Source organism: Sphaerisporangium album (genome assembly GCF_003323745.1).
GTDB lineage: Bacteria > Actinomycetota > Actinomycetes > Streptosporangiales > Streptosporangiaceae > Sphaerisporangium > Sphaerisporangium album.
On the sequence record NZ_QOIL01000013.1, the window covers coordinates 79,880 to 106,783 of the forward strand.

Here is a 26,904-nt window from a genome sequence, read left to right on the forward strand (position 1 = left end):
CTTTCGCCAACTTTACGGCTTGTTCTGCTGCGAGCCTAGAATGTTACGTACATACTGTCTAGATGTTACGGTCGGTTCCACGCGGCTTTTGTCATTATGAGACGAAAGTCTGGCTTCGCCAGTCGAAACTCGCATCACCGGGCACAGAGAAGCGCCGGGCCGCGGGAACGTTTCCCCGGACCCTCCGCCTGGATCCGGGCGTGGAGCGGCCGAGGCCCGCGTGCGCCGCCCGACCGGCCGATGCCGGGCGTACCGGCTCCCGAGGCGGGCCCGCGACGACGGCCGGGCCGGCCGGCCGAGGCGCAGGGGTCGGAGTCGCGAGCACTTCTGCGACTTTTGATTATTTCAACAAAATCAGCGAGGGAGCCACCGAAAGCCCTTCCCGGAATGGGCGAAAGGACGGTACGTTCCACCCGAACGCCTACACCGAGCGCGCCAACTCGAGGAGTGGTAGGTGAAGACGAACCGGCCGGAGGACTCGCACCAGGCGGCGCTGCTGCGCCTGATGCGGGACGGGCCCCGCTCGCGGGCCGAACTGGCGGATCTCACCACGGATCCCGCCGCCGCGGGCACCTCCGCGGGCTCCCCGGCGCCGCCGGCCGGCGCCGCGTACCCGCACCCCGCTTATCCGCATCCCTGGCCCATGTCGCGTTCGAAGCTCAACGCCTCCCTCAACCGGCTCGTCGGGCTGGGGCTGGCCGAGACCGACGGGCTCGCGGCCTCCCGGGGCGGCCGCCGTTCGGGCCTGGTGCGGGTGTCGCGCGACACCCGCTTCGCGGGGATCGACATCGGGGCGACCTCCGTCGACGTGGCCGTCACCGACGGCGAGCTACGCGTGCTCGGGCACGTGAGCGAGCCGTGCGACATACGGTTCGGCCCGGCCCACGTGCTCGACCGGGTGCTCGTCCTCGCAGGGAAGCTCCGCGAGCAGGGGGTGTTCACGCAGCTCCACGGCGCCGGGATCGGCGTGCCCGGGCCGGTGAGCTTCGCCGAAGGGGTCCCGGTCGTGCCGCCGATCATGCCGGGCTGGGACCGGTACCCGATGCGCGAGATGGTCAGCCAGGAGCTCCGTTGCCCGGCCATGCTGGACAACGACGTCAACATCATGGCGCTCGGGGAACTGCACGCCGGGCTGGCCCGTCAGGTCGGGGACTTCCTGCTCGTCAAGATAGGCACCGGCATCGGCTGCGGCATCGTGGTCGACGGCAAGATCTATCGCGGCGTGTCGGGGAGCGCGGGCGACATCGGGCACATCCGCGTCGACGAGGTCGGCCCGGTGTGCGCGTGCGGCAACACCGGCTGCCTGGAAGCCTATTTCAGCGGCGCGGCCCTGTCCCGCCAGGCGCAGGCCGCGGCGCGCTCGGGCGCCTCGCCGTACCTGGCGGAACGGCTGGCGGCCACCGGGACGCTGTCGGCCGAGGACGTCTCCGCGGCCGCCGCCCAGGGCGACTCCGCGGCGGTCCAGCTCATCCGCGACGGCGGGCGCCGTGTCGGCCAGGTCCTGGCGGGCCTGGTCAGCTTCTTCAACCCCGGGCTGGTGATCATCGCGGGCGGGGTGGCGCGGCTGGGGCACGTGCTGCTCGCGGAGATCAGGAGCGTCGTCTACCGCCGGTCGCTGCCCCTGGCCACCGGCAATCTTCCCATCGTCCTGTCGGAACTGAACGACACCGCCGGGGTCGTGGGTGCGGCCCGCCTCATCAGCGACCACGTCTACTCCGTCTGAACCTCGCCCGTCCCCCGTCCGAACACCGCCCGCTCCGATCCCCTGACCCGATCGAACGTCCCACCGGCCCTCCACGCGCGTGGATCGCCAGTGCCGGCAGAGCTCGGTGACACACCTAATCCAATCCCCCGAGGACGCGATGCTGGAAGTCCGGAACATCCCGCGCGCCCCGTTTCCGCTGCCTACGGCGATTCCCATGGACCCGATCGATGCGATGAACGACTTCCAGGGCGGCGGAATGATCTGGCGCCGCGCCTTTACCGGCACGCCCGACCAGATCCCGCACGCGCGCCAGCTGGTACGCGTCCTGCTCGCCGACTGCCCGCGCCGCGACGACGCCGAACTGATCGCCTCCGAGCTCGCCGGCAACGCCGTCCGGCACACGCGCAGCGGCCACGCCGGGGGAGAGTTCGTCGTCGAGGTCGCCCGCTCCGGACAGGCCGTGACCGTCGCGGTCTACGACAGCGGCTCGGACGGTACCCCGAGGTTCGGCACACCGTGCCCGACCGGCGACGAATACGGCCGAGGCCTGTCCATCGTCGTGGCCCTGGCCGACGAGGTCGGCTACGAAGCCTTCCGAGAACGCGGTCACCGAATCTGGGCCCACCTGACCTGACCGGCCATGCCCGTTCCCGGCTTCGGCGGCGGGGCGGCGACGGCCCGTACCCTCGCGGTACCGGCGAGGGTACGGGGCGCCGGTGGTTTCGCCGGGAGCCGGGTTACGGTGCCGGGACCAGGCCGCGGGCGGCGTCCGCGCGGTCGACGTAGAGCCGGTCGAACTCGGCCAGCGGGGTGGCGCCGGCGAAGTTGGCGTTGACCTCACTGCGCTCCGCCGGGCTGGGGTTGGCGTTGGTGCAGCTCACCGGGGCGCTGGAACCGGACATCAGGTCGGTGCAGAGGCCGGTGCGCCGGTCGGGCAGGCCGAGGATGTGGCCCATCTCATGGGTGGCGATGCGCAGGGGGTAGTAGCCCTGGGCGGTCGCCTGCCTGCCCATCCAGATGGTGCCCCGGCCCAGGCTGGTGACCATCGCGCGGGGCCAGTTGTTGTCGGCGAGCACCACGAAGTCGGCGGGCGTGCCGGCCACGAGCCGGACGTTGGTGACACTGGCGTTCCAGACCTGTGCGGCCTGGTCCACCACGGTGCGGAACTCGGCGGCCCGGCTCGCGTCGTACCGCAGCACGCGCACCGCGCTCGCCGCCGGGCCGGTGCCGGTGTGCTCGGACGCCTGGGCGGGCGACACGGTGGCGAGAAAGGCCAGTCCCAGCAGCAGGGTCGAGACGGCGCGGAGGAACCTTGACATGCGCATCGGGGTCTCCTCGGTCGGGGGGTGACCACCGCGAGGCGCGCCGAAGGGATCACCGGCGCGGACGCACCGGTGATCCGCGGAGTCCTCGGGTGGGGCTCCCGCCAACCTACGCCGTGCGGGCCCCGCCGGGGATACGCCAGTTCTCCCCTACCACGGTGTTATGGGACGGCCGCGCCGATGGCCAGACGCCGGCTGAGGCCGGCCGGCGCGGATGACCGACGGCGAACGCGATGGCGCGGCGCTCTGGGCCTGCTCGGGATCGGGGAGGTGGGCATCACGGGGGCCGCCGCGGCGGTGGCCAACGCCGTACGCCACGCCACCGGCAAGCGCGTGCTCGACCTGTCCGTCACTCTCGACAAGCTGCTGTGAACGAGGAGGTTCTTCTGACGCTGAGACCGGATGAGACGCGAGCGTAGGGAAGTGGCCAGGCAGCGCTCTACTTGCCCCACTGGTCTGGGTGCGGCCCGTTCCGGTCCTGGGTAGCTACTACCTGAGTTCGTACGAATACAAAAATTAGCCAGTGGGGGATCTATGGGACTTCCGGAAGGACGGTTCTCCATCTACCGGGGCACGGAGCTACACGCCCAGAGCCGGCTGGACTTCGCGTACGGCACACAGTCCGCCGTCGGCCACCCTTCGCAACTGGTGGACACCAAGTGGCTGTGCTGGGGCGCCGTCGGGTCCGCCCAGGCGCGCTTCCGCGTGGTAGACGGCGCGGAAGAGGACGGCGGCTGGAGCTGCCGAATGAAAATCGACGACGGCCCCTACGCCGGCTACTGGCTGGACTCCAGCGACGGCTACGTCTGCGCCGTAGGCTCCTCCAGCCAGCGGTGGAGGTTCCTGGGCAGCGGCGACCACTACGAATGGTGGCAAGACGCACGGCCGGTGGTGGTCAGCGACCACAAGCCCGCCTCCAACGTGGGCAGCGGCCGGCAACTGCGCGCCCAGCTCGGCGCCACCCCGCAGATGTACACCATCAGCCGGATCGACGGCTAAGCGCCGGTCGCCAACCCCTGCCCATCGCGATCACAGCGGCTTCTGCGGTCGCGATGGGCACCCGGCCACACCGGACTCGGGCGACACCGAGCTGACCGAGCGCCCTGGCCCGGGCCGCCGCCGAGCGTGCCGCGCGCGGCCAGGCCCGGCCCGTCGGCCAGCCCCCTAAGGGCGTGAGCCGTGCCAGGAGCTCCACAAGGCCTCATAAACCCCACCGGCCGCGATCAGCTGATCATGCGTGCCGACCTCGACCACGCGCCCGCCCTCCATCACCACCACCCGATCCGCATCCCGCGCCGTATGCAGCCGGTGCGCGATCGCGATCACCGTACGTCCCTCCAGCACCGCCGCCAGCGACCGTTCGGCGCGCCGGGCCGTACGCGGGTCGAGCATGGCGGTTGCCTCGTCCAAGACGACCGTGTGCGGGTCGGCCAGGATGACCCGGGCCAGGGCGAGCTGCTGTACACGGTCGGGGCCGAGTTCGGTCCCGGAGGAGCGCGAACCGAGCTCGTCGTCCAGCGAGGCGACCCAGTCGGCGCCGACCGCCGCCAGGGCCTTCTCCAAGTGGTTGTCGTCGGCCGTGGGGTCGGCCAGGTGGAGGTTGTCGCGGACGGTGCCGAGGAACAGATGCTGCTCCTGGGTGACCAGCACGACGTGCTCGCGGAGCTGGGCGGGGGACAGGTCGGCGACGGGGACCGAGCCGACGGTGACCGTGCCGAGGCGGGGGCGGTCGATGCCGGCCAGCAGCTTGCCGAGCGTGGACTTGCCGGCTCCCGAAGGGCCGACGATGGCCAGGCGCTCGCCGGGCCGTACGGTCAGGTCCACTCCGGTGACGACGTCGTCGGTGGATTCGTAGGCGAAGTGCACGCCGGTTGCCACGATGAGGTCGTCCCGGGGGTCCGGGGCGGCCACAGGGGTCTGCGTCGCCGGGGTCTGGAGGCCTTCGATCCGGGCGAAGGAGGCGCCGCCGCTTTGCAGCTGTTCCATCCAGATGAGGATGGTCTCGATGGGCTGCTGGAGCTGGCGAAAGTAGAGCACGCACGAGACCACGGCGCCGAGGGTGACCTGGCCGCTGTCCAGCAGTACTCCGCCGAGCAGCAGGACCAGGACCGGAGGGAGGAGTGCGGAGACTTCCACCGACGGCCAGAGGACACCGCGCAGGAAGAGGGTTCTGAGCTGGGCGACCCGGCTGCGCTCGATCACCCGCTCGGCGGCGCGGGTGCGCCGGTCCTGGAGGCCGAGGGCTTCGATGGTGCGGGCGCCGGCGGCGTTGGCGGCCAGGTGTTCGGCCAGTTCTGAGCGGGCGGCGCCCTCCTCAAGATAGGCGGCGCGGGCCCGGCGCAGGTACCAGCGGGAGGCGGCGGCGATGCCGGCGAGCGCGAGCAGACCGCAGGCTCCCAACAGCGGGTCGACCAGGAAGACGGCCGCGACGAGGAAGAGCGCCTGCAGGGCGGAGATCAGTACGGCGGGGGCGGCGTCGCGCAGGGTGCGCCCGACCACGCCAACGTCTGTGGTGCCGCGGGCGGTCAGGTCTCCGGTGCGGATGTGCTCGACCGTGGCGGCGGGCAGGGCGAGCACGCGGTCGAGGAGCTCCTGGCGGATGTGTTCCTGGGTGCGCTCGCTGAAGCGGGTGCCGATCTTCTCGGCGTATCGGGACAGGATGAGCTGCAGCAGCGCCCCGCCCACGGCGATCGCGGCAAGGAGGTCGATGATGCCGCCGGCGGAGATGGTGTCGATGATGCGGCCCAGCAGCCACGGGCTGATCAGGGCCGCGGCCGCCGCCAGGCCGTTGAGGAGGAGGGTGGCGGTGAAACCGGGGACGTCGCGGCGGATCAGGCGCAGGGCCGCCTGCCGTACGTGCTTGCGGTCGGCGACGGGGAGGTCGCGGATCATGACACCACCGTCCGGTACGCGTCGCTGGATTCCAGCAGGTGGCGGTGGGTGCCCGTCGCGGCCACCCGGCCGTCCTCGATCAGGACGACCTGGTCCGCCTGGGCGAGCAGCAGCGGCGACGTGGTGGCGACGACCGTCGTACGGCCGGCGCGCGCCGTACGAAGACGCTGCGCGAGCAGGGATTCGGTGTGCGCGTCCAGCGCCGAGGTGGGCTCCACCGCCAGCAGCACCTCGGGCTCGGCCACCAGCGCCCTGGCCAGGCGTACCCGCTGGCGCTGGCCGCCCGACAGGTTGCGGCCACCGGGCTCGATCATGGAGTCCAGCCCGTGGCGCAGCCCGGCGACCACGTCCTGGGCGGCGGCGACGGTGACGGCGCGGCGGATGGTCTCGTCGTCGGCCGCGCCGCGGCCCTGCAGGACCTCGCGCAGCGTGCCGGCGAACAGCGCGGCGTCGTGGTCGGCGATCAACGAGGTGCCGTCAAACCCGCCGAGGCTCTCGAGCAGCGCCACGCTCTCCTCGGGGCGGGCGCTGACCAGCCCCACAAGGCTTCCCGGCGTGACCTCCAGCCCGGGGGAGCGGGGCCGGTCGCCGGGCCGCAGCGCGAGGAAGCGGGTGACCTGCCGGGCGGAGACCAGGCCGTGGCTGATCTGGAAGCTGCCCTCGATGAAGAAGGAGACCGGAACCACCAGCATGGCGATATATCCGTAGACGCCGACCAGCTCGCCCACCGTGATCGTGCCTTCTGCGGCCAGCCTGGCACCCAGCCAGGTCACTGCGGCCAGGAACAGCGCGGGCAGCCCGGCGCCCAGCGCGCCGATCCAGCTCGTCAGCGACGCCACCCGGTAACCCTGCTCGCGCAGGCGCGCCGAGTCGGCGAGGTAACGCTCGGCGTAGGCGCCCTTGCCGCCGAACGCGTTGAGCACCCGCAGCCCCTCGATCAGGTCCACCAGCCGGGTGGTCAGCCTGCCCTGGCTCTCGCGGTAGCCGTTCTGTACCTTCATCAGCCGCCCGAGCAGCGGCCCGAGCACGATCGCCAGCACCGGCACGCCGAGCAGCACCACCACGGCCAGCACCACGGAGACCTGCAGCAGCAGCGCCGCCACCACCCCGTAGCTGATCACCGCGCCCACCCCGGGACCTGTCACCGTCAGCGACGCGGCGATCGTGATGACGTCGCCGATGCCGATCGTCACGACCTCGCCTGCCGAGGTGCGCTTGTTCAGGTCCGCGCCGAGAGTGTTGATCTGCTCCACCAGGGCGCGCACCGTGCGGAAGTTGGCGTCCATCCGGATCTTGGTCATCGTGCGGTGCCGCATCATCGCCAGCCAGGCGTTGGCGAGGCCGGCGCCGAGCAGCGCCAGCACCCAGCCGGGCGCCAGGTTGTCGTCGATCGCCCTGGACAGCAGGTACGGCGGGAGCGTGAGGCCCACCGTCCACAGGGTGCCCAGCGTCGCGCCCAGCGTGACCCGGCCCTTCTGCGCCCAGGCCAGCCGGCACAGATACCGAGCCGCCGCCTTCATGGCGATCACGCTAGACCAGACCATGGCTTTAGAACGACTCCGGCCGCTGAGCGCCCGCCCGCCGGCCCGCAGGACCCTCACGCGCGGGAGCGGGGAAGACCTTTCGCCACGACGGGGATCACGAGGCCGGTCTCGTAGGCCAGGACGACGGCCTGGACGCGGTCGCGCAGGCGGAGCTTGCTCAGGATGTGGCCGACGTGGGTCTTGACCGTGTGCTCGGAGACGATGAGCTCGGCCGCGATGTCCGCGTTGGTGAGGCCTTTGGCGACCAGTGCGAGGACCTCCGTCTCGCGCGCGGTCAGGTCGGCGAGCCGCTCCGGGCGCACCGGCGGGGCGGAGCGGTCGGAGCGGACGAAGTCGGCGATGAGCCGCCTGGTCACGGCCGGGGCCAGCAGGGAGTCACCCGCGGCGACCACGCGCACCGCGCCGACCAGCTCGGTGGCGGTGGCGTCCTTGAGGAGGAAACCGCTCGCTCCCGCGCGCAGCGCCTGGTAGACGTACTGGTCGAGGTCGAAGGTGGTCAGCATCAGCACCCTGAGCGGCCGGTCGGCGGACGGGTGCGGCTCCGCCGGGAGGTCCGCCGCCGGTTCGTCGTGCGGGGACGGCCCCAGCAGCCGGCGGGTCGCCTCCAGCCCGTCCAGCCTCGGCATCCGGATGTCCATCATGACCACATGGGGCCGCTCGCCCCGCAGGCTCAGCTCGGCGATCTTCTCGAGCGCCTCCACACCGTCGCCGGCGGTCCCCACGACCGACAGGTCCGGTTGCGCGTCCAGCAGGTACGTGAATCCTTCCCGGACCATCGCCTGGTCGTCGACGACGAACACCCGTGTCACCATGGCGCGCCGCCGTGGCCGGTCCCGACCGGGACCGCCGCGCTGACGGTGAACCCGCCGTCCGGCCGTGGCACGGCGCTCAGCTCACCGCGCACGATCGCCGTCCGTTCCCGCATGCCCGCGAGCCCCTGCCCGGATCCGGCCGCGGGCGGGACGCGCCGGGGCGGGGGATCGTTGTCCACCTCGACCCGCACCCGGTCCGCCGTGTACCGCAGCTCGACCCGCACGGGCGCGCCCGGGGCGTGCCGCCGCGCGTTGCTGAGGGCCTCCTGCGCCACTCGATAGAGGACGAGGCCGACCGTGGGCGGCACCGGGCGGGGTTCGCCGCGGACGGTCAGCGTGACGGGCACGCTGGAGGAGCCGGCCTCGGCGACCAGGCCCTCGATGTCGGCCAGGCCGGGCTGCGGCGTGAGGTCCACCTCGTCGTCGTCGCGGCGCAACACGCCGAGCAACTGGCGCGTCTCGTCGAGCGCCTGCCGGGTGGCGTCGCCCACCGCGGCCAGCTCGGCGCGCACCGGATCGTCGTCCGGCGCCGACCGCAGCGCGGCCAGCCGGTACGGCGCCGTCTCCGTCCGCACCGCGATGAGGGACAGATGGTGGGCGATGATGTCGTGCAGCTCACCGACGATGCGGGCCCGCTCCTCCAGCACGGCCCGCCTGGTCTGTTCCTCGGCCACCGACCGGTTCACCACGTCCAGCCGCTGTTCGATCCGGTCCTGGCGGCCGACGCCCAGGCCGGCCAGCGTGGCGGCGCCCACCGCCAGGATCCCCGCGACCACGCCGCCGGAGAACGGCCCCGCGCCCACCGCCATCCCCGCGGGAAGGACCAGCGCGAGGCCGACCCCGGCGACGGCCATGTCACAGGGCAACGGAGCGCGCGCGACCGTCATCATCACCACCGGCAGGTACAGCAGCATTCCCGGTGTCCAAGGCGACCCGATGGCGTGCCCCCCGTCCGTGTGGGCGAGCGTCGCCGCGACGGCCAGGGTCAGCACGGTGCCCGCGACGGTGAGCCGCCAGGCGGTCAACGGCCGGCGCCGCATGAGCAGAACGGGCAGCATGTGCAGCAGGATCACGACGGGGACGAGCGGCCCGCCGTGTTCGCGCAGGTAGCCGTTGCCGACCTCGCCCGTGAACAGCGCCGCCACCGCTACCACGAGCAGCACCCTCTGGGCGTACCGTCTGCGGCCGGTGCCCCAGGCGGACGGCGGCAGGTCCCGGTCCCGGCCGGTGACCAGCACGTACCCCACCGCGCGTGCGGCCCGCCCGGCGAGCGCGCCGAGGCCGGTCCCGGCCGCTGTGCTGTCCATGCCGGCCACGCTAACCGGCCGGGGATCCCTCGGCATCGCCCCACAGGGTGATCCTCGGCGTCACCATCAGGTCGCACACCGGCCTCGCGGACGCCGGTGAGGACCAGCCGGGAGATCAACCGGCGGGCCGACGCGGAGGAGTCCTCCCGACGCCCAGCCTTACCGCATGAGCACCGCAGAGCCGCCGTCCTCGCCCGCCAGGCCACACGCCGCCGTCACCGCCGACCCGGCACGGCACGGTCTCGCGCGGATGGCGGCCTACGCCGGGTGCCTGTGGATCGCGTGCACGCTCGCGACCGCCGTCGCCGCCGAGCTGGGCCGGCCGGGGGGCCTCGACCTGATCCGTCCCACCTTCAGCGAGCTGATCTTCACCGGCCCCGGGGCGCGCCTTGTCGGGCTCAGCATGGTCTCGCTCGCCTTCGCGTCCATCTGCGTCGTCTTCGCGCTCGCCGGGCTCCGGGCGCCGACCGGCCGCCTCGCCCAGGCGCTGATCGCCGGGTGGGCCGGCACTCTGGTGGTGGCCGCGATCTTCCCGATGACGCCGGTCGGGGCGCCGCCCGTCTGGCACGACACGCTGCACCGCTACGCCGCCCTGGCCGGGCTCGTCTGCCTCCCGGTGGCCGGGCTGCGGCTGGCCCGGCGATTCCGGGACGATCCGCGCTGGCGACCGGCGGTGGCGCTCCTGCGGCCGCTCTCCGCGGCGAGCCTTCTCGGCGTCGCCGCCTTCCTCGCCACGTTCGTGCCCGTCGATCATCCGCTCTGGCTGCTCGGCGCGCGGCAGTACAGCGGCATCACCGAGCGCGTGCCTCTGGCCGCCGACCTCGCGCTGCTGGCCACGCTCGCGGGGGCGGTCCTGCGCGCCGCCGCCCCGAGGCGGCCTGGGTCACGATCTCACCGCAGTGCCGAGCCGGGTGCCCGGGTCGGTCCCGTCATCACTCCGTAAGGGTTGATCAGCGGTTTCGCGTCTACGGTCGAAGCCATGATGATCGACGTGGTGCTGCCGTGCCTCGACGACGAGGAGGCGGCACTTCCCTGGGTGCTCGGACGGATGCCCGACGGCTACCGCCCCATCGACCGGCGCTTCGGCCACCCGCTGGAGATGGTGCTGCGCGCGGCGGCGTACGGCCGGCGGATCACCGGGACCGCGGTCGCCTACCGCCCGCGCGTGGGCCGCTCCAAGGTGACGGGAACGGTACGCGGCACGTTCCGGGCGATCCGCGACATGCGCCGCGTGATGGGCGAGGTGGGAGGCGGCGTGGTGCGGACGGGAGGGGCGGCATGACCGGGGCGCAGGTCGTGGTGATCGCCAAGGAGCCCGTCGCCGGACGGGTGAAGACGCGGCTCGTGCCCCCGTTCACCCCGGGGCAGGCGGCCGGTCTGGCCGCGGCCGCGCTGGAGGACACGCTGCGCGCCGTGGCCGCGACACGGGTCCGTGAGCGGGTGCTCGCGCTCGACGGGCTGCCCGGAGCCTGGCTGCCCGGGGGGTTCACGGTGATCCCGCAGCGCGGCGGCGGCCTGGACGAGCGGCTGGCGGCGGCCTTCCACGACGCCTGCCGCCTCCACCGGCTGCCCGTCGTCCTGATCGGCATGGACACCCCGCAGGTCACCCCGGACCTGCTCCGGCAGGCGGTGGACCTGCTCGCCGGCCACGACGCGGTGTTCGGCCCGGCCGCGGACGGCGGTTTCTGGCTGCTCGGCCTGCGCCGTCCCGACCCGTCCCTGCTGCTCGGCGTGCCGATGTCCACCGCCGTGACCGGCGAGGCCCTGGTGCGGCGCCTGCGCGAGACCGGGCTGAGCGTGGGCCTGCTCCCGGAGCTCCGGGACGTCGACACGGCCGCCGACGCGTTCCAGGTGGCGGCCGAGGCGCCCGGAACCCGCTTCGCGGCGTCCCTCGCCGCCATGAGGACGGGTGCTCCCGCGATGATCGGCGAGGCCCCGTGATGATCGGCGACCTCTACGCCGCGTCCCTGGACGGCGCGCCGATCGAGGTGGAGTACGTCGACGGCCGGGTGGAGCCGTTGCGGGCCGCGCGCTGGCGGGAGCCGATCGACGGCGACCACGCCATGCTGGCGCGCTGCTCCGGTCCGACCCTGGACGTCGGCTCGGGCCCGGGGCGGCTCACCGTCGCGCTCACCCGCAGAGGCGTCCCCGCGCTCGGCATCGACGTCACCCCGCACGCCGTGCGCCTGACCCGCGAGTCGGGCGGGGCGGCCCTGTGCCGTGACGTGTTCGCCCCGGTCCCCGGCACCGGCCGATGGGCCACGCTGCTGCTCGCCGACGGCAACATCGGCATCGGCGCGGACCCCGTCGCCCTGCTGCGCCGCGCCCGCCGGCTCCTGCGCCCGGGCGGCGAGGTCGTCGCCGAATTAGAACCCCCCGGCGTGCCCAGCCGGGTCGACCGAGTGAGGCTGCGCGTGGACCCGGGCCGCCCGGACGGAGGGAATCGTCCGGACGTCGGGTGCTGGTTCGGGTGGGCTCGCGTGTCCGTGACCGACATCGCCCGGCTCGCCCACGCGGGCGGGTTCCCCATGGTCCACCACTGGCAGGAGGCGGGCCGATGGTTCGCGAGCCTTCGCTGAGAACCCGCGTCGCCGTACTCGCCCGCGGAGGCCGGAGGGGTGCCTCCGCCGGGCGGTTCGGGCGCGGGGAGGGGACGGGGCGCCGGCTTCGCGGCCTGGCGGGGTCGGCGCCGCCTCCGCCGTTCGACCGGGTGCGTTTCACCAGCCGCCTGCGGTCGGAGGGGGTGGCGGCCAGGCTCGGGATCGCGCTCGGCTGCGCGTTCACGCTGGCCTTCGTCACCGGCCTGTTCAGCCACTTCCTCCAGCACCCGCCGTCGTGGCTCGACTGGCCGTCCCGCCCCGTGTGGCTCTACCGCCTCACGCAGGGGCTGCACGTCATCGGGGGCCTCGCCGCGATCCCGCTGCTGCTCGCCAAGCTGTGGACGGTCTATCCCAGACTGTGGCAGTGGCCGCCCTTCCGGTCGGTGGCCCACGCCGTCGAACGCGGCCTCGTCCTGCTGCTCGTGGCGGGCGCGCTGTTCCAGCTCGTGACCGGGCTGCTGAACATCGCCTACATCTACCCGTGGCCGTTCTCGTTCCCCGTCGCGCACTACTGGACGGCCTTCATCGTCTACGGCGCGCTGATCGTCCACGTGCTCAACGAGTGGGCCAAGGTGCGCCGCTCGGTCGTGACGCCGGTCGAACCGGGACGGCGCGGCTTCCTGCTGGCCGTGGCCGCCGCCTGCGGGGTCACCGTCCTGGCGACGGCGGGCGAGACGGTCACCCCGCTGCAGGGGCTGGCCGTGCTGGCCCCCCGCGCCCCGTCGATCGGGCCGCAGGGCCTGCCGGTCAACCGCACCGCCCTGGCCGCGGGGGTGAGCCCCGCCGACGCGGGCTACCGGCTGACCCTCACCGGCGGGGCCACGCCGGTCGAGCTCGGCTACGCGGATCTCGCACGCTTGCCCCAGCACACCGTCGAGCTGCCCATCGCCTGCGTGGAGGGCTGGAGCGTGACGGCGCGCTGGACGGGTGTCCGGCTGGCCGACCTCATGGCCATGGCCGGCGCGCCCGGCGACGCCGTCCTCACCGTGGAGTCGCTGGAGACCCACGGCGGCTACCGAACCAGCGAGGTACGGCCGCCGCACTGGCACGACCCGCTCACCCTGCTCGCGCTGCGCGTGAACGGGCGGACGCTCCATCTCGACCACGGCTACCCGCTGCGGCTCATCGCACCGAACCGGCCCGGCGTCCAGCAGACCAAGTGGGTGCACAGGATCGTGATCGCGTGAAGGCGCTCGGATACACGCTCGCCGGCGCGCTGATCGTCCTCGGCTTCACCGGCCTGGCCCTCGACGCCACGCACAGCAAGCCGCTCGGCTGGGCGCTGTGGTTCGCGGGCCTCGTCCTGGCCCATGACCTGCTGCTGATGCCCCTGGTCCTCGCGATAGCCCTGCTCGCCCGGCGCGCGCGGGCGCCGTACGGGTACGCACTGGTGATAGGCGGGCTGGTGACCGCGGTGGCCCTGCCGATGGTCCTCGGCCTGGGCGGACGCGCGGACAACCCGTCCCAGCTCCCCCTGCCGTACGGCGCGAACCTCGCCGCCGTCCTGCTCGCCCTCGCGGCCGCCGCCACCGTCGCGCACCTGTCGCGCCGGAACCGGAAAGGGCCGGCACCGTCTCCGGCACCGTCTCCGGCACCGTCTGCGTCAACGCGCGTTCGCGAGGGCGCCGGCCAGCCAGCGTCGGGTCACGGCGTAGGCCAGGGGGAGGGGGACGGTGCCGGCGCCGAGGCCGACGTCGACCAGGAGGTCGAAGACCTCGCGGCGGCGGGCGGCGGTGGTGATGGCGGCGTCGATGAACCCGGGGGACTGCGCGGCCCGTGACAGCAGGTCGGTGGTGCGCAGGTGGCGTCCGAGGGCCCCGCGCAGGCCCCGCCGATACGCGCGGAGCGGTTCCCCCGGCGCGGTGACGGCCGCCTCGCCCGCCAGCCGTCCGGACAGCAGCGCGTAGTAGATGCCCTCACCGGTGAGCGGGTTGATCAGGCCGGCGGCGTCGCCGGCGAGCAGCACGCGGCCCGCGCCCGGCCTCGGCCGCCCGGGGGACAGGGGAAGGTGGTGGGCGCGCAGGTCACGGGCCGGCAGGTGGGGGAGCAGCTCGGCCAGACGGCCGTGCAGCACCTGGCGGCCGGGCAGGCCGGTGGCGCGCAGCCGGGGCAGCAGCATGCCGAACCCGACGTTGGCCGTCCCGTCGCCGACCGGGAACGACCAGGCGTACGCGGGCCAGCCGTCCCGCTGCATGGCGATGAACTGCACGTCGTCGTCGGCGGGCACGTCGGCGTACCCCCGGACGGCGATCGCGGTGTGCCGGGGAGGGCTCGGCGGCAGACCGGCGAGGCGGCGCACGACGGAGTTCGCGCCGTCCGCGCCGACCACCACGCGGCCGACCGTCGCGCCGTCCAGCACCACCCGGTCGCCCCGGACGTCCATTTCGCGGACGTTGTGGCGGCGCACCTCGACGCCGCGCTCCCGGGCCGCCTCGACGAGGCGGGCGTCGAAGACCATGCGCGGGACGACGTAATTGGGGCGCGCGACGGTGGCGTGGACGCGGGCGCCGCCGGGGGAGACCACCTCCAGGCGCCGGGCCGGCCGGTGGTCGTCGATGAGGCCGGGGACGCCGAGCAGCGCCAGCTCGTCACGGCCGTGCGCCGCGATGCCGTCGCCGCACGCCTTGTCGCGAGGGAAGTCCGCCTTGTCCAGCAGGAGCACCCGCGCGTCCGGCCGGAGCTGTTTGGCGCGCAGGGCCGCCGCGGACCCCGCGGGACCGCCTCCCACGATGATCAGATCCCAGACGTCGTCCACGCGGCTCAGCCTCCCACGCCGGACCCCGTGCGGAACGCGCCGGGGGCCGGTGATCGTCGCGTTGCGGGGAGGTCCGGGCCGGGTAGGGCGACTGGGGGGAGTTCTCCGAGGTGTGACCGGCAGCAGGACGTCGCGGAGGGGGAGCACATGGACGACGGTGGCGGGGGGCCCGTGCCGGAGGAGCTCGGCGCCGAGGAGTGCATGACGCTGATCTCCCCGGGAGGCGTCGGCCGGGTCGGCTTCTGCACGGCGACGGGGCCGTTGGTGCTCCCGGTCAACTACACGACGCACGAGGGCGGCGTGCTCTTCCGTACCGCGTTCGGCGGGCCGATGGACGAACAGCTCGACACCGGGGTCCGGGGCGTGGAGTTCAAGGTCGCGTTCGAGGTCGACCGGATCGACACGACGACCCGTGAGGGGTGGAGCGTCCTCGTCCAGGGCGCCGCGCACCGGATCGCCGCCGAGGACGAGCTCACGGCGGCCAAGGCCGTGGCCGTCGAGCCCTGGGCGGGCGGGGAGAGGCGGCTGTACATCCGGATCAGCCCCGTGCAGATCACCGGACGCCGGATCCGCCACCCCTGAGACGGTGAGGCGGCCTCGCGGGGACCCGGCACCGGCGAGGATGGCGTCAGGGCGGGACATGGGCGCGTGCCTGTGGGAACGCGCCATTCCCTCGCGTTCCCGCCGGTGCCGGGAGCGAACGGGCCGGGATCCGCTCGCAGCGTGCCGCACCGCGCCCGCGATGACAATGAGCATTCGCCGATTCGCCGATCGTCAGGCCGGTTCGGTATGAGCGCCATCCACGGCGAGATCCAATTCGAATGGAGGGTGGCCGATCGTCCTCCTGCCGGCCGGGTGGACGCGCTGTCGGCGCCGGGCGCGCGGCCGGCGTTCGAGCACGACGCCCTCGCGGCGTCCCCGGGTCCCCGGCGTCGTCCTCCGGCGCTCCGGGCGCCGCCGGGCCCTGCGCGGGGGACACGGTGGTCGAGCGGGCCCGGGCCGTCCGCGCCGGGGGGCGAAAGTCGCGAGGGTCGCGACTTTGGTCCACGGCGGCGCCGAGAGACGGCGACGACGGTCGCCCATGAAGATCCCCCAGCCCGATCCGCGCCGGGGCCCGCGATTCCTAGCGTCGGGGCATGCGCAAACCCATCCAGCTCGCAGGACTCTTCATGATCCTCCAGGGTGTCAGCGGGGTCATCGACCACCTGTTCGTCCAGCCCTTCTTCGGCGTGGTGCTGAACTTCTTCAACCGCGTCGTCATCCCCCGCGTCGCCTTCCTGACCGGCCACGAGATCTTCGCGAACCTGATCCTCGCGGCGCTCGGCGTGGTCGTGGTCGTGGCCGCCGAGCGGGCGGGGTCGTGACCGCGGACGGAGGGCCGCTGTGGCGGCGCCTGGCCCCGGCGGCCGGGCTGTTCTTCCTGGCGCCGCTGATCGGCGAGTTCGTCCTCGGCAACGTCCCCCTCTCGGGCATCGTCGTACTGCCCTTCTACGCCCTGCTGTACGGGACGGGCGCGCTGCTGGTCCGGGAGGTGGCGCGCCGGACCGGCGGCGGGTGGCCGGCGATCGTGCTCCTGGCCGCGGCGTACGCGCTGATCGAGGAGGGCCCGGTCGACCAGCTGCTGTGGAACGACTCCTACGCCGGGCACGACTACCTGCACACCGCGTCCTACATCCCCGCGCTCGGCACGAGCGTCGCGGTCGTGCAGACGATCCTGTCGCTGCACACGATCTGGAGCATCTGCGTCCCGATCGCGATCGCCGAGGCGTTCGTGCCCCGCCGGGACACCACGCCGTGGCTGGGCCGCGCCGGGCTGGCCGTCGTCGCCGTGGTGTTCGTCCTCGACGCGGTCCTGGTGTTCTGGGCGACCTACGCGGAGGAGCGCTTCCTCGCCTCGCCGGCGCAGTTCGCGGGCGCGGGCCTCGTCATCGCGGCCCTCGTCGCGGCGGCGCTGCGCCTCCGGGGGGACCGGCCCGGCGGGGCCGAGGGGGACGCGCCTCCGGCGTGGGCGGCGGGGGTGGCGGCCCTGGTGGCGACCAGCCTGTGGTGGGGGCCCGCCGTGCTGGCGCCGGACGACCGGCATGAGTGGGCGGGCGTCGCCGTGTGGGTCGTGCTGGTGGTCGCGGGGGTGCTCCTGGTGTCCCGGTGGTCCCGGCGGCGGGGCTGGGGGCCCAGGCACCGCTTCGCGCTGGCGGCGGGCGCGACGCTGACGTACGTGTGGGCCGCGTTCCCGAACGTGCCCGAGGTGGGCGCCGGCTCCGCGGGCGAGCAACTGGCCGGTGACGTGGTGTTCGGCACGGTCGCGGTGGTGATCCTCGCGCTGGCGTGGTGGCGCTTACGGGCGGACGACCGTACCGCCGCGCGAAGTCGGCTCTGAGTGCCCTGGCCCTGCGCAGCTTGACAGCCGCCGCGTGAGCCCTGTATTTAACTACATGGTTAATTAACCGAGTGGTTGGATACGTATGGCATCGGACTCCCTGAGCGCCACCTTCGCCGCGCTCGCCGACCCCACACGACGCGCGATCCTCGCCCGCCTCGCCGAAGGGCCCGCGACGGTGAAGGACCTCTCGGCGCCGTTCGCGATGAGCGGCCCCGCGGTGTCCAAACATCTGCGGGTGCTCGAACGCGCCGGGCTCATCGCCCGCGGCCGCGAGGCGCAGTGGCGTCCCTGCCGGCTGGAGGCGACCCCGCTGAAGGCGGTCGCCGAGTGGGCGGAGGGCTACCGGCGCTTCTGGGACGACAGCTACGAGCGCCTGGACGAGTACCTGCGGCACCTGAAACAGCGCGAGAAGGACGAACAGCGGGGAGAGGGACGATGAGCGGCCCGGACAGGCTCGGCGGCGGCACGACGTTCACCACGCCGTCGGACCGCGAGATCGTCGTCACCCGCGTCCTGGACGCGCCGCGCCGTCTCGTCTTCGACGCCTGGACGAGCCCCGAGCACCTCCCGCACTGGATGGGCCGCAGGGACTGGACCATGCGCGTGTGCGAGATCGACCTGCGCCCGGGCGGCGGTTACCGGTTCGTCTGGAGCGGCCCGGGCGGCGGCGAGCTGACCATCAGCGGCATGTACCGGGTGATCGCGCCGCCGGAGCGCCTCGTCACCACCGAGACGTGGGAGGGCCGGCCGGACGTGCTCAACACGCTCGTCCTGACCGAGCACGACGGCGTCACGACCATGACCTGCACGATGCTGTACCCCAGCCGCGAGATCCGCGACGCGATGCTCGGAACCGACATGCGCGCGGGCATGTCCGAGGGCTTCGACCGCCTCGAAGATCGCCTGCGCGCGCGGGCCTGACCCGTCATCCCCACCCATCCCGGCTGATAGCGCCGCTTCACGAACGGACGACCCACCATGGAATGGAAACTGGAAGCCGTCCCGATCCCCGTCGGCGACGTGGATCGGGCGAAGCACTTCTACAGCGAGCGGGCCGGTTTCACCCTCGACCACGACCACGACCTCGGCCCGGGCATGCGCGTGGTGCAGCTCACGCCGCCCGGCTCGGCCTGCTCGATCGTCTTCGGCGCCGGGATCCTGGCCACCGAACCCGGCTCGGTGCAGGGCCTCACACTGGTCGTGCCCGACGTCCACGCCGCCCGCGCCGAGCTGGCCGGGCGCGGCGTGAAGATCAGCGAGGTCGAAGATCTGACCGCGCCCGGCAGGCCGACGGTCTCACACGCCTACTTCGCCGACCCCGACGGCAATGGCTGGGTGCTCCAGCAGCGCATCCACTTCCCCTAGGCCCCGCCCACCCCTTCTGAGGAGCGCAGGATGTCCGTTTCCGACCACCAGATCGCCCTGCTGGCCCGCGCGCTCGACCAGGCCGGCGACCTCGTCGCCCGGATCCGGCCCGAGCAGGCGTCCCTGCCCACCCCGTGCCGCTCCTGGGACGTGCGCGCGCTGGTCAACCACCTGGTGGACGAGGTGCGCCAGTTCGCCGCGGTGACCGCCGGAGGGGAGCGCGACCACCTGGGAGTGGACGTCATCGGTGACGACTGGGAGGGCGCCTACCGCAGGGCGGCGGCCGAGCTGCTCGCCGCCTGGCACCTGCCGGGCGCCCGGGACCGCCCGCACCGCCTGCCCTTCGGCGAGATCGCGGCCGAGTGGGCGGTCGGGCAGCACACCACCGAGCTGGTGATCCACGCCTGGGACATCGCGAAGGCGACCGGCCGGTCGACCGACCTCGACCCCGACCTCGGCCAGGCCGCCCTGGACTGGGGCCGGGCGCACATCAGGCCGGAGTATCGGGGTGACGAACCGAGCGGCGGCCACATCGCCCCCGAGGTGGAGGTGCCCGGCGACGCGCCGCTGTACGACCGCGTCGCCGCGTTCGGCGGCCGCGACCCCCGCTGACCTCGGGGCCGGTCACGCCCCGAGGTCTCCGCTGGTCAAGGACATTGCCAGGGGGCGGAAGGCATGTGCAGGACCGGTGGGGCGGTGTGTTCATGGGGATCGCCCACCGGTCGATCCGGACGCGTTTCACGTTCGTCTCGGGGATGGCGGCGCTGCGGCCGTCGCCGGCCCCGGAGATGCGGGCGGGGACCCGGCTCGGGTAATGTGCGTCTCCAGTGAAGGACCTACCGGGGAGGTGAGACCCATTACCGCCAGATCAGGCTGGGTGCTCTCGCCTCACGGCCGTGCGGTCCACCGGCAGTAAGCCGGCCCGACGGAGCGCCCATCGGCACTCCGAAGGACTTTCATGTCGGTTTCCCCCGCTTCTCTTCCTGAGCTCCCTGAACTCCCCGAACTTCCCGCGCCTTCCGAAGCCGTGATCGTCACCAGGCTCCGGGCCGCCGGTTGCGTCTTCGCCGAGGACGAGGCGCGGCTGCTCGTCTCGTCGGCGCGCACGCCCGCCGACCTGTCCGCCATGGTCGAGCGCCGCGTGGCCGGGCTTCCCCTGGAGCACGTCCTCGGGTGGGCCGAGTTCTGCGGCCTGCGCGTGACCGTCGCCCCCGGCGTCTTCGTCCCCCGCCGCCGCAGCGAGTTCCTCGTCACCCAGGCCGTCGAGCACACCCGGCGGGCCGCGCTCCGCTCCGGCGCTCCCTCTCCCGATCCGTCCGCCGGACGTCTGATCCCCCTGCGGCGGCCCGTGGTGGTCGACCTGTGCTGCGGCACGGGGGCCCTCGGAGCCGCGCTGGCCCAGGCGCTCGGGCCGGTGGAGCTGCACGCGGCGGACATCGACCCCGCCGCCGTGGAGTGCGCCCGTGACAACCTGGCCGCGCTGGGCGGCCACGTGTACGCCGGCGACCTGTACGAGCCGCTGCCGGCCATGCTGCGGGGGCGCGTCGACATCCTGGTGGCCAACGCCCCCTACGTCCCCACCGGCGCGGTCGGCCTGCTCCCGTCCGAGGCCCGCGACCACGAGCCGCTGGTCGCGCTGGACGGCGGCCGGGACGGGCTGGACGTCCTGCGGCGCGTGATCGCCGAGGCTCCGCGCTGGCTGGCTCCGGGCGGCATCCTCCTCGTGGAGACCAGCGAGCGCCAGGCGCCGTCGCTCGTCGAGATCGTCCACGGCGCCGGGGCCACCGGGGGCTCCGGCGGCGCGGCCCGTGACGGGGTGGTCGCCCGCGTCGTGGAGGACGACGAGATGGACGCCACCGCCGTCGTCTTCGTCAGGCCCGAGGGGAGATCAGTTTGAGCAGCAGGGCGCGCAGTTCCCGCTCGGGGCCGCCGCCCAGGATGGTCAGCACCTCGGCGGCGATGGACTCCATGGCGGCGCGGACGGACGTGAGCCGTTCGCGGCCGAGGGCGGTGAGCTCCAGGGCGTAGCGGCGGCGGTCGTGCGGGTCCTGGCCGCGGGCCACGAGACCCGCCTGGACCAGCTCGTCCACCACCTGCGCCGCGGACGGCTCGGTGATCGCCAGGTAGCGGGCCAGCTCCTGCTGCGGGCACGGGGCGAGCAACTCGAGCGCGGACAACGGCCCGAAGTGCCGGGTGCGCAGGCCGGCGGGCCCGAGCAGCGCGTCGCCGTGCCGCCGCAGCCGGTGGTGCGCCTGGGTGACGAGGTACTCGGTGCTCTGGACGGCCGGCTGCTCGGGTTCGGGCAGCATCTTGCCCAGCAGTTCGTCCAGCCGCCGGCGCTCGTCCGGGGTCAGCGCGGCGGTGACCCGCGCGTCGCGGTCGGAGACCGCCTGACGCATGGCGTCCCGCGCCTCGCGGCCGGCGGCCGTCAGCGTCAGCACGTAGGAGCGGCGGTTGGCGGGGTTGCGCGTCCTCGTGACGTGCCCCGCCTCCTCCAGCCGGTCGATGAGCCGGACCATGATCGTCCGGTTGATGCCGAGCCTCTCGGCGAGGTCCTGCTGGGAGCAGCCGTCCTGCTCGGCGAGCGTGTCCAGCACGACGAAGTCGCGCGACTGCGGGCCCTCGCGCATGGCCTCGGCGGTGAAGAGGACGAACGTCCTGCGCAGCAGGTTGCCGATGGACCGGTTCAGCACAGAGGCCAGGGACGTGTCCGGCGCCTGCGCGCCCGGGTCCGTCGCCGGGCCGTCGATCACCGGCTCCTCGTCGTCCCGCCGTCGCCGCACCGGCCCACCTCCTGGCCACCACCCTAGTCCAAGGTGTGATGGTTGGTTGCGTGACGGTTAGGTGAGTAATTAGTTGGCATGTTGACAGTTAACCTCGTGCACGATTAGCGTCGGTGCTCCCACAAGGTCCAAAACCAGGGAGAACCATGACAAGCAACACGTCCCGCCTGGACATGTCGATGATGCTCGCGGTGCACGACGCCCTCCGGCGCGACGCCGAGCGCATCGCACGGATCACGGCGCGCGCGGACGACGACCCCCGGCGCGTGCTGAGCACCGCCGCCGGCTGGGAGATGTTCAAGGGCTACCTCCGGGTGCACCACACCACCGAGGACGACACGGTGTGGCCCGTGATGCGGCGGGTGCTGGCCGGCCGCGCGGACGACCTCGCGCTGCTCGACGCCATGGAGGCCGAACACGGCGCCGTCGACCCGCTGCTGGACGCCATCGACGCGGCCCTGGCCGACCGCGACTCCGGGCACGAGCGGCTCGGCGGGCTGGCCGACGGCCTGGTCATGGTGCTCACGACGCACCTGCGGCACGAGGAGGCCGAGGCGCTGCCCCTGGTCGACGCCACCATGACCGAGGAGCAGTGGCGCCGCTTCGGCGAGGAGCACCGCGCCCGCATCGGCTCCGGCGCCCCTCGCTACCTGCCGTGGGTGCTGGACGGCATGGACGCCGCCGCTACCGCGGCGATCCTCGCCCGCATGCCGGAAGGGCTGCGCGCCGCCTACGAGGACGAGTGGCGGCCCGCCTACGCCGGGCTCGACCTCTGGGGCGCCCCCGGCCGGCCGGTGACCCGCGAAAGCCCCGGCGAGGCGGCGGCCTCGTGAGAGCCGAGATCGATTCGCGCGACACCGGCGTCGCGGCCGGGCCCCTCGACACCGGTCGGCAGGACGGCGGGGCGCTGCCCGGGGCGAGGCCCGGACGCCGGGAGGTCAGGCCCTGAAACCGCCCGTCACGGAGGTCAGGCCCTGAACCAGGCGGTCGCGGACGGGGCCACCGTCCCGGGGGCGGCGTCGGCCGAGGCCAGGACCGGCTCGCCCCACGGCACGGCGTACGGCTCGTCGCCGAAGACCGTGACGCTGACCAGATCGCCCCGCCGGAACGCCACCACGTCCTGGCGGCCGGCCGGAACCCACTCCAGCGGCCCGCCGATGCCCCGGCGCACCTCCAGGGCCCGGCGGTGGAGCTCCCAGGTGGAGCCGGGCAGGCCGATCTGCGGCTCGATCGCGAACTCGGCGAACCAGTCCGGCTGCGGCAGCCACGTCCGCTCCGAGGAGGAGAAGCCGAAGGACGGGCCCGCCGGGGTCCAGGGCAGCGGGACGCGGCAGCCGTCGCGCCCGTAGTCGGCGGTGCCCGAGCGCAGCCAGGTCGGGTCCTGGCGGGCCTCGTCGGGCAGGTCCAGCACCTCGGGAAGGCCCGCCTCCTCGCCCTGGTAGAGGTAGACCGATCCGGGCAGGGCGAGCAGCAGCATCATCGCGGCCCGCGCGCGCCGCACCCCGAGGGCGACGTCGACCGTGCCCCGGGGCCGGGTGGGCGGGCCGTCGGTGTAGGAGACCAGGCCGTAGCGGCTGACGGTGCGGTGGACGTCGTGGTTGGCGAGCGTCCAGGTGAGGGTGGCGCCGGTGGCGGCGATCTGCTCCAGGCCGCCGCTGATCGAGGTGCGGAACCGGGCGGCGTCCCAGGGGCACAGCAGCAGGTCGAAGTAGAACGCCTGCGGCAGCTCGTCGGGCCGCAGGTAGAGCGCGAGATCGTCGATCGTGGGCACCCAGACCTCGCCGACCAGGGTGAGGTCGCGCCCGTACCCGTCGGCGATCTTGCGCCAGCGGCGCAGCACGTCGTGCACCTCGGGCTGGTTCTGGGCGAGGATGTTGTACTCGGCGTGGTTCGGCCAGTCCGGCAGGTCGGCGTGCTTGAACATCATGTGCGCCACGTCGATGCGGATGCCGTCCACCCCGCGGTCGAACCAGAACCGCAGCACCTCCTCGAAGTAGGCGGCCACCTCGGGGTTGCGCCAGTTGAAGTCGGGCTGCCCGGCGTCGAAGCTGTGCAGGTACCACTCGTCCCCGGCCTTGGACCAGGCCGGGCCGCCGAAGGCCGACCGCCAGTTGTTCGGCGGCAGGTCGCCGAGGCCGGGACGGAAGATGAACCGCTCGCGCGCCGCGGGGTCGCCCGCCAGTGCCGCCTGGAACCAGGGGTGCTCCGCCGAGCAGTGGTTGGGCACCAGGTCCATCAGGACCTTGAGCCCGCGGGCGTGCGCGTCGGCGAGCAGGCGGTCGAAGGCGGGCAGGCCGCCGTAGCGGGCGTCGATGTCGGTGTAGTCGGAGACGTCGTACCCGTGGTCGGCGCCCGGCGAGGGGTAGATCGGGTTGAGCCAGAACCCGTCCACGCCGAGCGCGCGCAGGTAGTCCAGGCGCAGGCGCAGCCCCTCCAGGTCGCCGACGCCGTCACCGTCGGTGTCGGCGAAGGAGCGCAGGTACACCTGGTAGACGACGGCGTCCTGCCACCACGATCCGTTCACTCGGCCTCCTCGGGAAGATTGACGACGTGTCCGCCGGCGTCGACGCCGGCGGACGCACGATGCCTGGGGGTCCTGCCACGGTAGGTCCTTGCCCACCGGCCGCCTCCCTGCACACCCCCGAGTGCGCGGGATGGGACACCACAGACTTGCCGGGGCCGCCGAGACCGGCGTGCGGCGGAGGAATACCGTGACCGTGGCGCGGATAATCTCTGCCGTTCCCGCCGGAATAACAGAAAGAGGTTCGGATGCACCCGCTGGACAACCCCGCGTGGGCCTCCCTCACGGGGCCGCACGCCCACTTCGCCGAACGGCGCGGCAACGCGCTGCGCTATCCGGTCGAGGTCTCCCCGTTCGTGGCGCTCCCGGCGGACCCGGAGCCCGCGGACTGGGAGGACATGGCCGCGCTGGCCGGCCCCGGGGGACTTGTCCCGTTCGCCGCCTTCGCGGCCACGCCCCCGGAGGGATGGGAGGTCGTGGACAGCGTCGAGGGCGTCCAGTTGTCCGGCGAGGATGTGATGGGCGCGCCCGACCCGGAGGCGGTCATACTCGGCCCCGGCGACGTGCCCGACATGCTGGACCTCGTCGAGCGCGCCAGGCCGGGGCCGTTCGCGATCCGCACGTTCGAGATGGGCACCTACCTGGGCATCCGCCGGGACGGCGTGCTCGTGGCGATGGCGGGCGAGCGCCTGCACCCGCCGGGGTGGACGGAGGTCAGCGCGGTGTGCACCGACGAGGCGTTCCGCGGCCAGGGGCTGGGATCCCGCCTGGTGCTGGCCGTCGCCGCCGGGATCCGAGACCGCGGGGAGATCCCGTTCCTGCACGCCGCGGCCTTCAACACCACCGCGATCCGCCTGTACCAGGCCCTCGGCTTCCGGCTCCGCCGCCAGGCGATGTTCCCCGCCGTGCGCGTGCCCGCCGACGTCCCGGTCGCGTAGGCCGGGCGTCAGGCGACGGGCGCGGAGAGGGCCCTGTGGTGGACGCGGAAGCCGCACGAGGTCACGAGCAGGCGCTCGCGGGACGTTTCCCGCCCGTCTAACCGCACTCGCGCGCGCCGGCCCGCGGGCGCCCAGGCTAGCGCTCCGCGCTGGGCTCCCGCACGGGCAGCGGGCGCTCGAACCGGTCCTCCAGGATGTCCGGGTCGGACGGGAGCGGCTGCCGGTCGCCCGTGGGCGAGAAGCCGTGCCGTTCGTACAGGGCGCGGGCGCGGTGGTTGAGGACGGTGACCCACAGCTCCACGCGCCGGGCGTCGCGCTCGCGCGCCCAGTCCACCACCGTCTCCACGAGCCGGCCGGCGACGCCCGTGCCGCGCGCGGAGGGGTCGACCCACATGCCGACCAGGTGGACGGTGGCGGGATCCTCCTCCACGAACCCCGTGGCGGTTCCGAGCGGCCTGCCGTCCTCCTCGGCGAGGAAGGTCGCCGACTCCTCGCGGGTCACCCGCGACACCCACACGTCGGCGCCGAACTGCTGTTCCCGTTCCAGCGTCGAGGCGAAGGCTGAGGGGGACTCGGCGAGCGCCCTCAGCCTCACCTCGCGCAAGCGGTCCTCGTCGCCCTTGCGCAGCCGCCTGATCTCCATGGACCGGGACCCTAGACGACCCGGCCCGCGCTCTCACAACGAGGGTCCGGCCAGGAAGACCAGCACGACGTTGAGCGCGATGATCACCATGGAGGCTCCGGCGGCGGCGAGCGTGGTCGCGCGCCGGTTCGCCCACTCGCCCATCACGTCCGCGCGGCGGGTCAGCAGCACGAGCGGCACGAGCGCGAAGGGGATGCCGAACGACAGCACGACCTGGCTCAGCACGAGCGCGTGGGTTGGGTCGACGCCGAACGCCAGCACCGCGAGGGCGGGGACCACGGACACCAGCCTTCTCGTCCACAGCGGCACGCGGCGGCGCAGGAAACCCTGCATCACGATCTGCCCCGCGTACACCCCGACGCTGGAGGACGCCAGCCCCGAGGCCAGCAGGGCGATGCCGAACAGCAGCGCGGTGAGCGGGCCCGCCCCCTCGGCGAAGGCGGTGAAAGCCCCGTGCAGGGTCGGCTCGGCGCCCGTGCCGCGTAGCAGAGAGGCGGCGGACACGAGCATCGCCATGTTGACCAGGCCGGCGACGCCCATGGCCAGTACCACGTCCAGCCGTTGCGCGCGCAGCAGTGTGCCGCGCTGAGGCTCGCGGATCCCGGCGAACCGCTCCTGCGTCAGCGCCGAGTGCAGGTAGACGGCGTGCGGCATGACGGTCGCGCCGACGATCCCCGCCGCCAGGAGCAGGCTGGCCGGTCCGTCGAACCGGGGCACCAGCCCGCCCGCCACCTCCGGCAGCGGCACGGGCGCGCTCAGCGTCTGGTAGAGGAACGCCCCGGCCACGACGGCCAGCAGCGCGGTGATCGCCGCCTCGAACCGCCGGTGCCGGGCCGAGCGGACGGCCAGGACGACGAAGGACGCCACCGCGATCAGGATGCCGCCCTGGAGCATGGGCAGGCCGAACAGCAGGTTGAGCGCGACCGCGCCGCCGATGAACTCGGCCAGGTCCGTCATGATGACCACGATCTCGGCCTGGAGCCACAACCCCCAGACGACCGGGCGGGGGTACCGTTCGCGGCACAGCTCGGGGAGGCTGCGGCCGGTCGCGATGCCGAGCTTGGCCGACAGGTACTGCAGCAGCATCGCGACGACGTTGGCCGTCAGGACCACCCACAGCAGCAGGAATCCGAACCGCGCGCCGCTCTCGACGTTGGTGGCGAAGTTGCCCGGGTCGACGTAGGCGACGGCCGCCACGAACGCCGGTCCCATCAGCCCCACGACGCGCGCCCGCATCCGTCCCGGCGCGGGAACCGGGATCGCGGGCGGGGCGGTGAGGGTCTCGGGATCGGTCTCGGTATCGGACGTCCCTGGCGGGGGCTCCGGTTTCTGGGCAC

General features: G+C 73.6%; 28 protein-coding genes. 18 read left to right on the plus strand and 10 right to left on the minus strand.

All coding sequences use genetic code 11. The features are described from left to right. The first annotated feature begins 454 nt into the window (after positions 1-454). Positions 455-1,723, plus strand: coding sequence for an ROK family protein (locus tag DQ384_RS22810; protein ID WP_220183074.1), 1,269 nt, complete (start codon positions 455-457; stop codon positions 1,721-1,723). A gap of 196 nt (positions 1,724-1,919) precedes the next feature. Continuing rightward, positions 1,920-2,339: an ATP-binding protein gene (locus DQ384_RS22815; RefSeq protein WP_181871349.1), complete on the plus strand. Its 420-nt coding sequence runs from the start codon at positions 1,920-1,922 to the stop codon at positions 2,337-2,339. A gap of 103 nt (positions 2,340-2,442) precedes the next feature. On the opposite strand, the gene DQ384_RS22820 is transcribed toward DQ384_RS22815, so the two are convergent. After that, positions 2,443-3,030 (minus strand): snapalysin family zinc-dependent metalloprotease, encoded by a 588-nt coding sequence (locus DQ384_RS22820; RefSeq protein ID WP_245966703.1) that lies wholly within the window; start codon positions 3,028-3,030, stop codon positions 2,443-2,445. A 531-nt stretch (positions 3,031-3,561) separates the two neighbouring features. Here DQ384_RS22820 and DQ384_RS22830 point away from each other — a divergent pair. Then, entirely contained in the window at positions 3,562-4,026 is a 465-nt protein-coding gene (locus tag DQ384_RS22830; protein WP_114030916.1) for a hypothetical protein, read from the plus strand. Between the two features lie 165 nt (positions 4,027-4,191). Here DQ384_RS22830 and DQ384_RS22835 read toward each other — a convergent pair whose 3' ends face one another. The 4 genes from DQ384_RS22835 to DQ384_RS22850 form a co-directional block, all read right to left on the minus strand. Beyond that, positions 4,192-5,919 (minus strand): ABC transporter ATP-binding protein, encoded by a 1,728-nt coding sequence (locus tag DQ384_RS22835; RefSeq protein ID WP_114030917.1) that lies wholly within the window; start codon positions 5,917-5,919, stop codon positions 4,192-4,194. Continuing rightward, positions 5,916-7,439, minus strand: coding sequence for an ABC transporter transmembrane domain-containing protein (locus DQ384_RS22840; protein ID WP_220183075.1), 1,524 nt, complete (start codon positions 7,437-7,439; stop codon positions 5,916-5,918). Before DQ384_RS22840 ends, DQ384_RS22835 begins: the two co-directional genes overlap by 4 nt. A 77-nt stretch (positions 7,440-7,516) precedes the next feature. Beyond that, complete coding sequence (locus tag DQ384_RS22845) at positions 7,517-8,275, minus strand: response regulator (RefSeq protein ID WP_114030919.1); 759 nt, start codon at positions 8,273-8,275, stop codon at positions 7,517-7,519. Then, positions 8,269-9,582: a sensor histidine kinase gene (locus DQ384_RS22850; RefSeq protein ID WP_181871350.1), complete on the minus strand. Its 1,314-nt coding sequence runs from the start codon at positions 9,580-9,582 to the stop codon at positions 8,269-8,271. The genes DQ384_RS22845 and DQ384_RS22850 overlap by 7 nt, the downstream gene beginning before the upstream one ends. Before the next feature lie 166 nt (positions 9,583-9,748). Here DQ384_RS22850 and DQ384_RS22855 point away from each other — a divergent pair, with 166 nt between their 5' ends. The 5 genes from DQ384_RS22855 to DQ384_RS22875 are packed head-to-tail and all read left to right on the plus strand — an operon-like array spanning position 9,749 to position 13,369. Further along, a complete protein-coding gene (locus tag DQ384_RS22855) occupies positions 9,749-10,525 on the plus strand; it encodes a DUF998 domain-containing protein (protein ID WP_114030921.1) in 777 nt (258 codons plus the stop codon). 36 nt (positions 10,526-10,561) lie between these two features. Beyond that, the gene (locus DQ384_RS22860) at positions 10,562-10,864 is read left to right on the plus strand and encodes a hypothetical protein (RefSeq protein WP_114030922.1); all 303 of its coding nucleotides are present in this window, start codon (positions 10,562-10,564) and stop codon (positions 10,862-10,864) included. Continuing rightward, a complete protein-coding gene (locus DQ384_RS22865) occupies positions 10,861-11,523 on the plus strand; it encodes a TIGR04282 family arsenosugar biosynthesis glycosyltransferase (RefSeq protein WP_114030923.1) in 663 nt (220 codons plus the stop codon). Before DQ384_RS22860 ends, DQ384_RS22865 begins: the two co-directional genes overlap by 4 nt. Then, positions 11,523-12,161: a methyltransferase domain-containing protein gene (locus DQ384_RS22870; RefSeq protein ID WP_114030924.1), complete on the plus strand. Its 639-nt coding sequence runs from the start codon at positions 11,523-11,525 to the stop codon at positions 12,159-12,161. Before DQ384_RS22865 ends, DQ384_RS22870 begins: the two co-directional genes overlap by 1 nt. Continuing rightward, positions 12,140-13,369: a molybdopterin-dependent oxidoreductase gene (locus tag DQ384_RS22875; protein WP_114030925.1), complete on the plus strand. Its 1,230-nt coding sequence runs from the start codon at positions 12,140-12,142 to the stop codon at positions 13,367-13,369. The genes DQ384_RS22870 and DQ384_RS22875 overlap by 22 nt, the downstream gene beginning before the upstream one ends. Before the next feature lie 416 nt (positions 13,370-13,785). Here DQ384_RS22875 and DQ384_RS22880 read toward each other — a convergent pair whose 3' ends face one another. Further along, the gene (locus DQ384_RS22880; RefSeq protein WP_245966704.1) at positions 13,786-14,937 is read right to left on the minus strand and encodes an NAD(P)/FAD-dependent oxidoreductase; all 1,152 of its coding nucleotides are present in this window, start codon (positions 14,935-14,937) and stop codon (positions 13,786-13,788) included. 147 nt (positions 14,938-15,084) lie between these two features. Here DQ384_RS22880 and DQ384_RS22885 point away from each other — a divergent pair, with 147 nt between their 5' ends. The 8 genes from DQ384_RS22885 (at position 15,085) to DQ384_RS22920 (ending at position 20,579) form a co-directional block, all read left to right on the plus strand. Then, the gene (locus tag DQ384_RS22885) at positions 15,085-15,519 is read left to right on the plus strand and encodes a pyridoxamine 5'-phosphate oxidase family protein (protein ID WP_114030926.1); all 435 of its coding nucleotides are present in this window, start codon (positions 15,085-15,087) and stop codon (positions 15,517-15,519) included. 554 nt (positions 15,520-16,073) lie between these two features. After that, the gene (locus tag DQ384_RS22890) at positions 16,074-16,301 is read left to right on the plus strand and encodes a hypothetical protein (RefSeq protein ID WP_114030927.1); all 228 of its coding nucleotides are present in this window, start codon (positions 16,074-16,076) and stop codon (positions 16,299-16,301) included. After that, complete coding sequence (locus DQ384_RS22895; RefSeq protein WP_114030928.1) at positions 16,298-17,314, plus strand: DUF998 domain-containing protein; 1,017 nt, start codon at positions 16,298-16,300, stop codon at positions 17,312-17,314. Before DQ384_RS22890 ends, DQ384_RS22895 begins: the two co-directional genes overlap by 4 nt. 85 nt (positions 17,315-17,399) lie before the next feature. Continuing rightward, positions 17,400-17,756 carry an ArsR/SmtB family transcription factor gene (locus DQ384_RS22900; RefSeq protein WP_114030929.1) on the plus strand — a complete coding sequence of 119 codons (357 nt, stop codon included), beginning with the start codon at positions 17,400-17,402 and terminating at the stop codon, positions 17,754-17,756. Continuing rightward, positions 17,753-18,238 carry an SRPBCC family protein gene (locus tag DQ384_RS22905; protein WP_114030930.1) on the plus strand — a complete coding sequence of 162 codons (486 nt, stop codon included), beginning with the start codon at positions 17,753-17,755 and terminating at the stop codon, positions 18,236-18,238. The genes DQ384_RS22900 and DQ384_RS22905 overlap by 4 nt, the downstream gene beginning before the upstream one ends. A 57-nt stretch (positions 18,239-18,295) precedes the next feature. Continuing rightward, positions 18,296-18,682, plus strand: coding sequence for a VOC family protein (locus DQ384_RS22910; protein ID WP_114030931.1), 387 nt, complete (start codon positions 18,296-18,298; stop codon positions 18,680-18,682). Between the two features lie 30 nt (positions 18,683-18,712). Next, positions 18,713-19,294: a TIGR03086 family metal-binding protein gene (locus DQ384_RS22915; RefSeq protein WP_114030932.1), complete on the plus strand. Its 582-nt coding sequence runs from the start codon at positions 18,713-18,715 to the stop codon at positions 19,292-19,294. 346 nt (positions 19,295-19,640) lie between these two features. Beyond that, positions 19,641-20,579: a putative protein N(5)-glutamine methyltransferase gene (locus DQ384_RS22920; RefSeq protein ID WP_114030933.1), complete on the plus strand. Its 939-nt coding sequence runs from the start codon at positions 19,641-19,643 to the stop codon at positions 20,577-20,579. Here DQ384_RS22920 and DQ384_RS22925 read toward each other — a convergent pair. Continuing rightward, entirely contained in the window at positions 20,554-21,465 is a 912-nt protein-coding gene (locus DQ384_RS22925) for a MarR family winged helix-turn-helix transcriptional regulator (RefSeq protein ID WP_245966706.1), read from the minus strand. The two genes, DQ384_RS22920 and DQ384_RS22925, sit on opposite strands and share 26 nt — an antisense overlap. A 146-nt stretch (positions 21,466-21,611) precedes the next feature. Between DQ384_RS22925 and DQ384_RS22930 the strand changes: the two genes are divergently transcribed. Continuing rightward, positions 21,612-22,298 (plus strand): hemerythrin domain-containing protein, encoded by a 687-nt coding sequence (locus DQ384_RS22930; protein WP_114030934.1) that lies wholly within the window; start codon positions 21,612-21,614, stop codon positions 22,296-22,298. A gap of 134 nt (positions 22,299-22,432) precedes the next feature. Here the strand turns inward: DQ384_RS22930 and DQ384_RS22935 are convergent, their stop codons facing one another. Next, on the minus strand, positions 22,433-23,989 hold the full coding sequence (locus tag DQ384_RS22935) for a glycoside hydrolase family 13 protein (protein ID WP_114030935.1): 1,557 nt from the start codon (positions 23,987-23,989) through the stop codon (positions 22,433-22,435). 245 nt (positions 23,990-24,234) lie between these two features. Here DQ384_RS22935 and DQ384_RS22940 point away from each other — a divergent pair, with 245 nt between their 5' ends. Next, the gene (locus DQ384_RS22940) at positions 24,235-24,924 is read left to right on the plus strand and encodes a GNAT family N-acetyltransferase (RefSeq protein ID WP_114030936.1); all 690 of its coding nucleotides are present in this window, start codon (positions 24,235-24,237) and stop codon (positions 24,922-24,924) included. Positions 24,925-25,060: 136 nt separating this feature from the next. On the opposite strand, the gene DQ384_RS22945 is transcribed toward DQ384_RS22940, so the two are convergent. Further along, positions 25,061-25,567, minus strand: a complete 507-nt coding sequence (locus tag DQ384_RS22945; RefSeq protein ID WP_114030937.1) for a GNAT family N-acetyltransferase — start codon at positions 25,565-25,567, stop codon at positions 25,061-25,063. A gap of 33 nt (positions 25,568-25,600) precedes the next feature. Continuing rightward, positions 25,601-26,904: Nramp family divalent metal transporter (locus DQ384_RS22950; protein ID WP_342769446.1), on the minus strand; the 1,304-nt coding region annotated here is incomplete at its 5' end.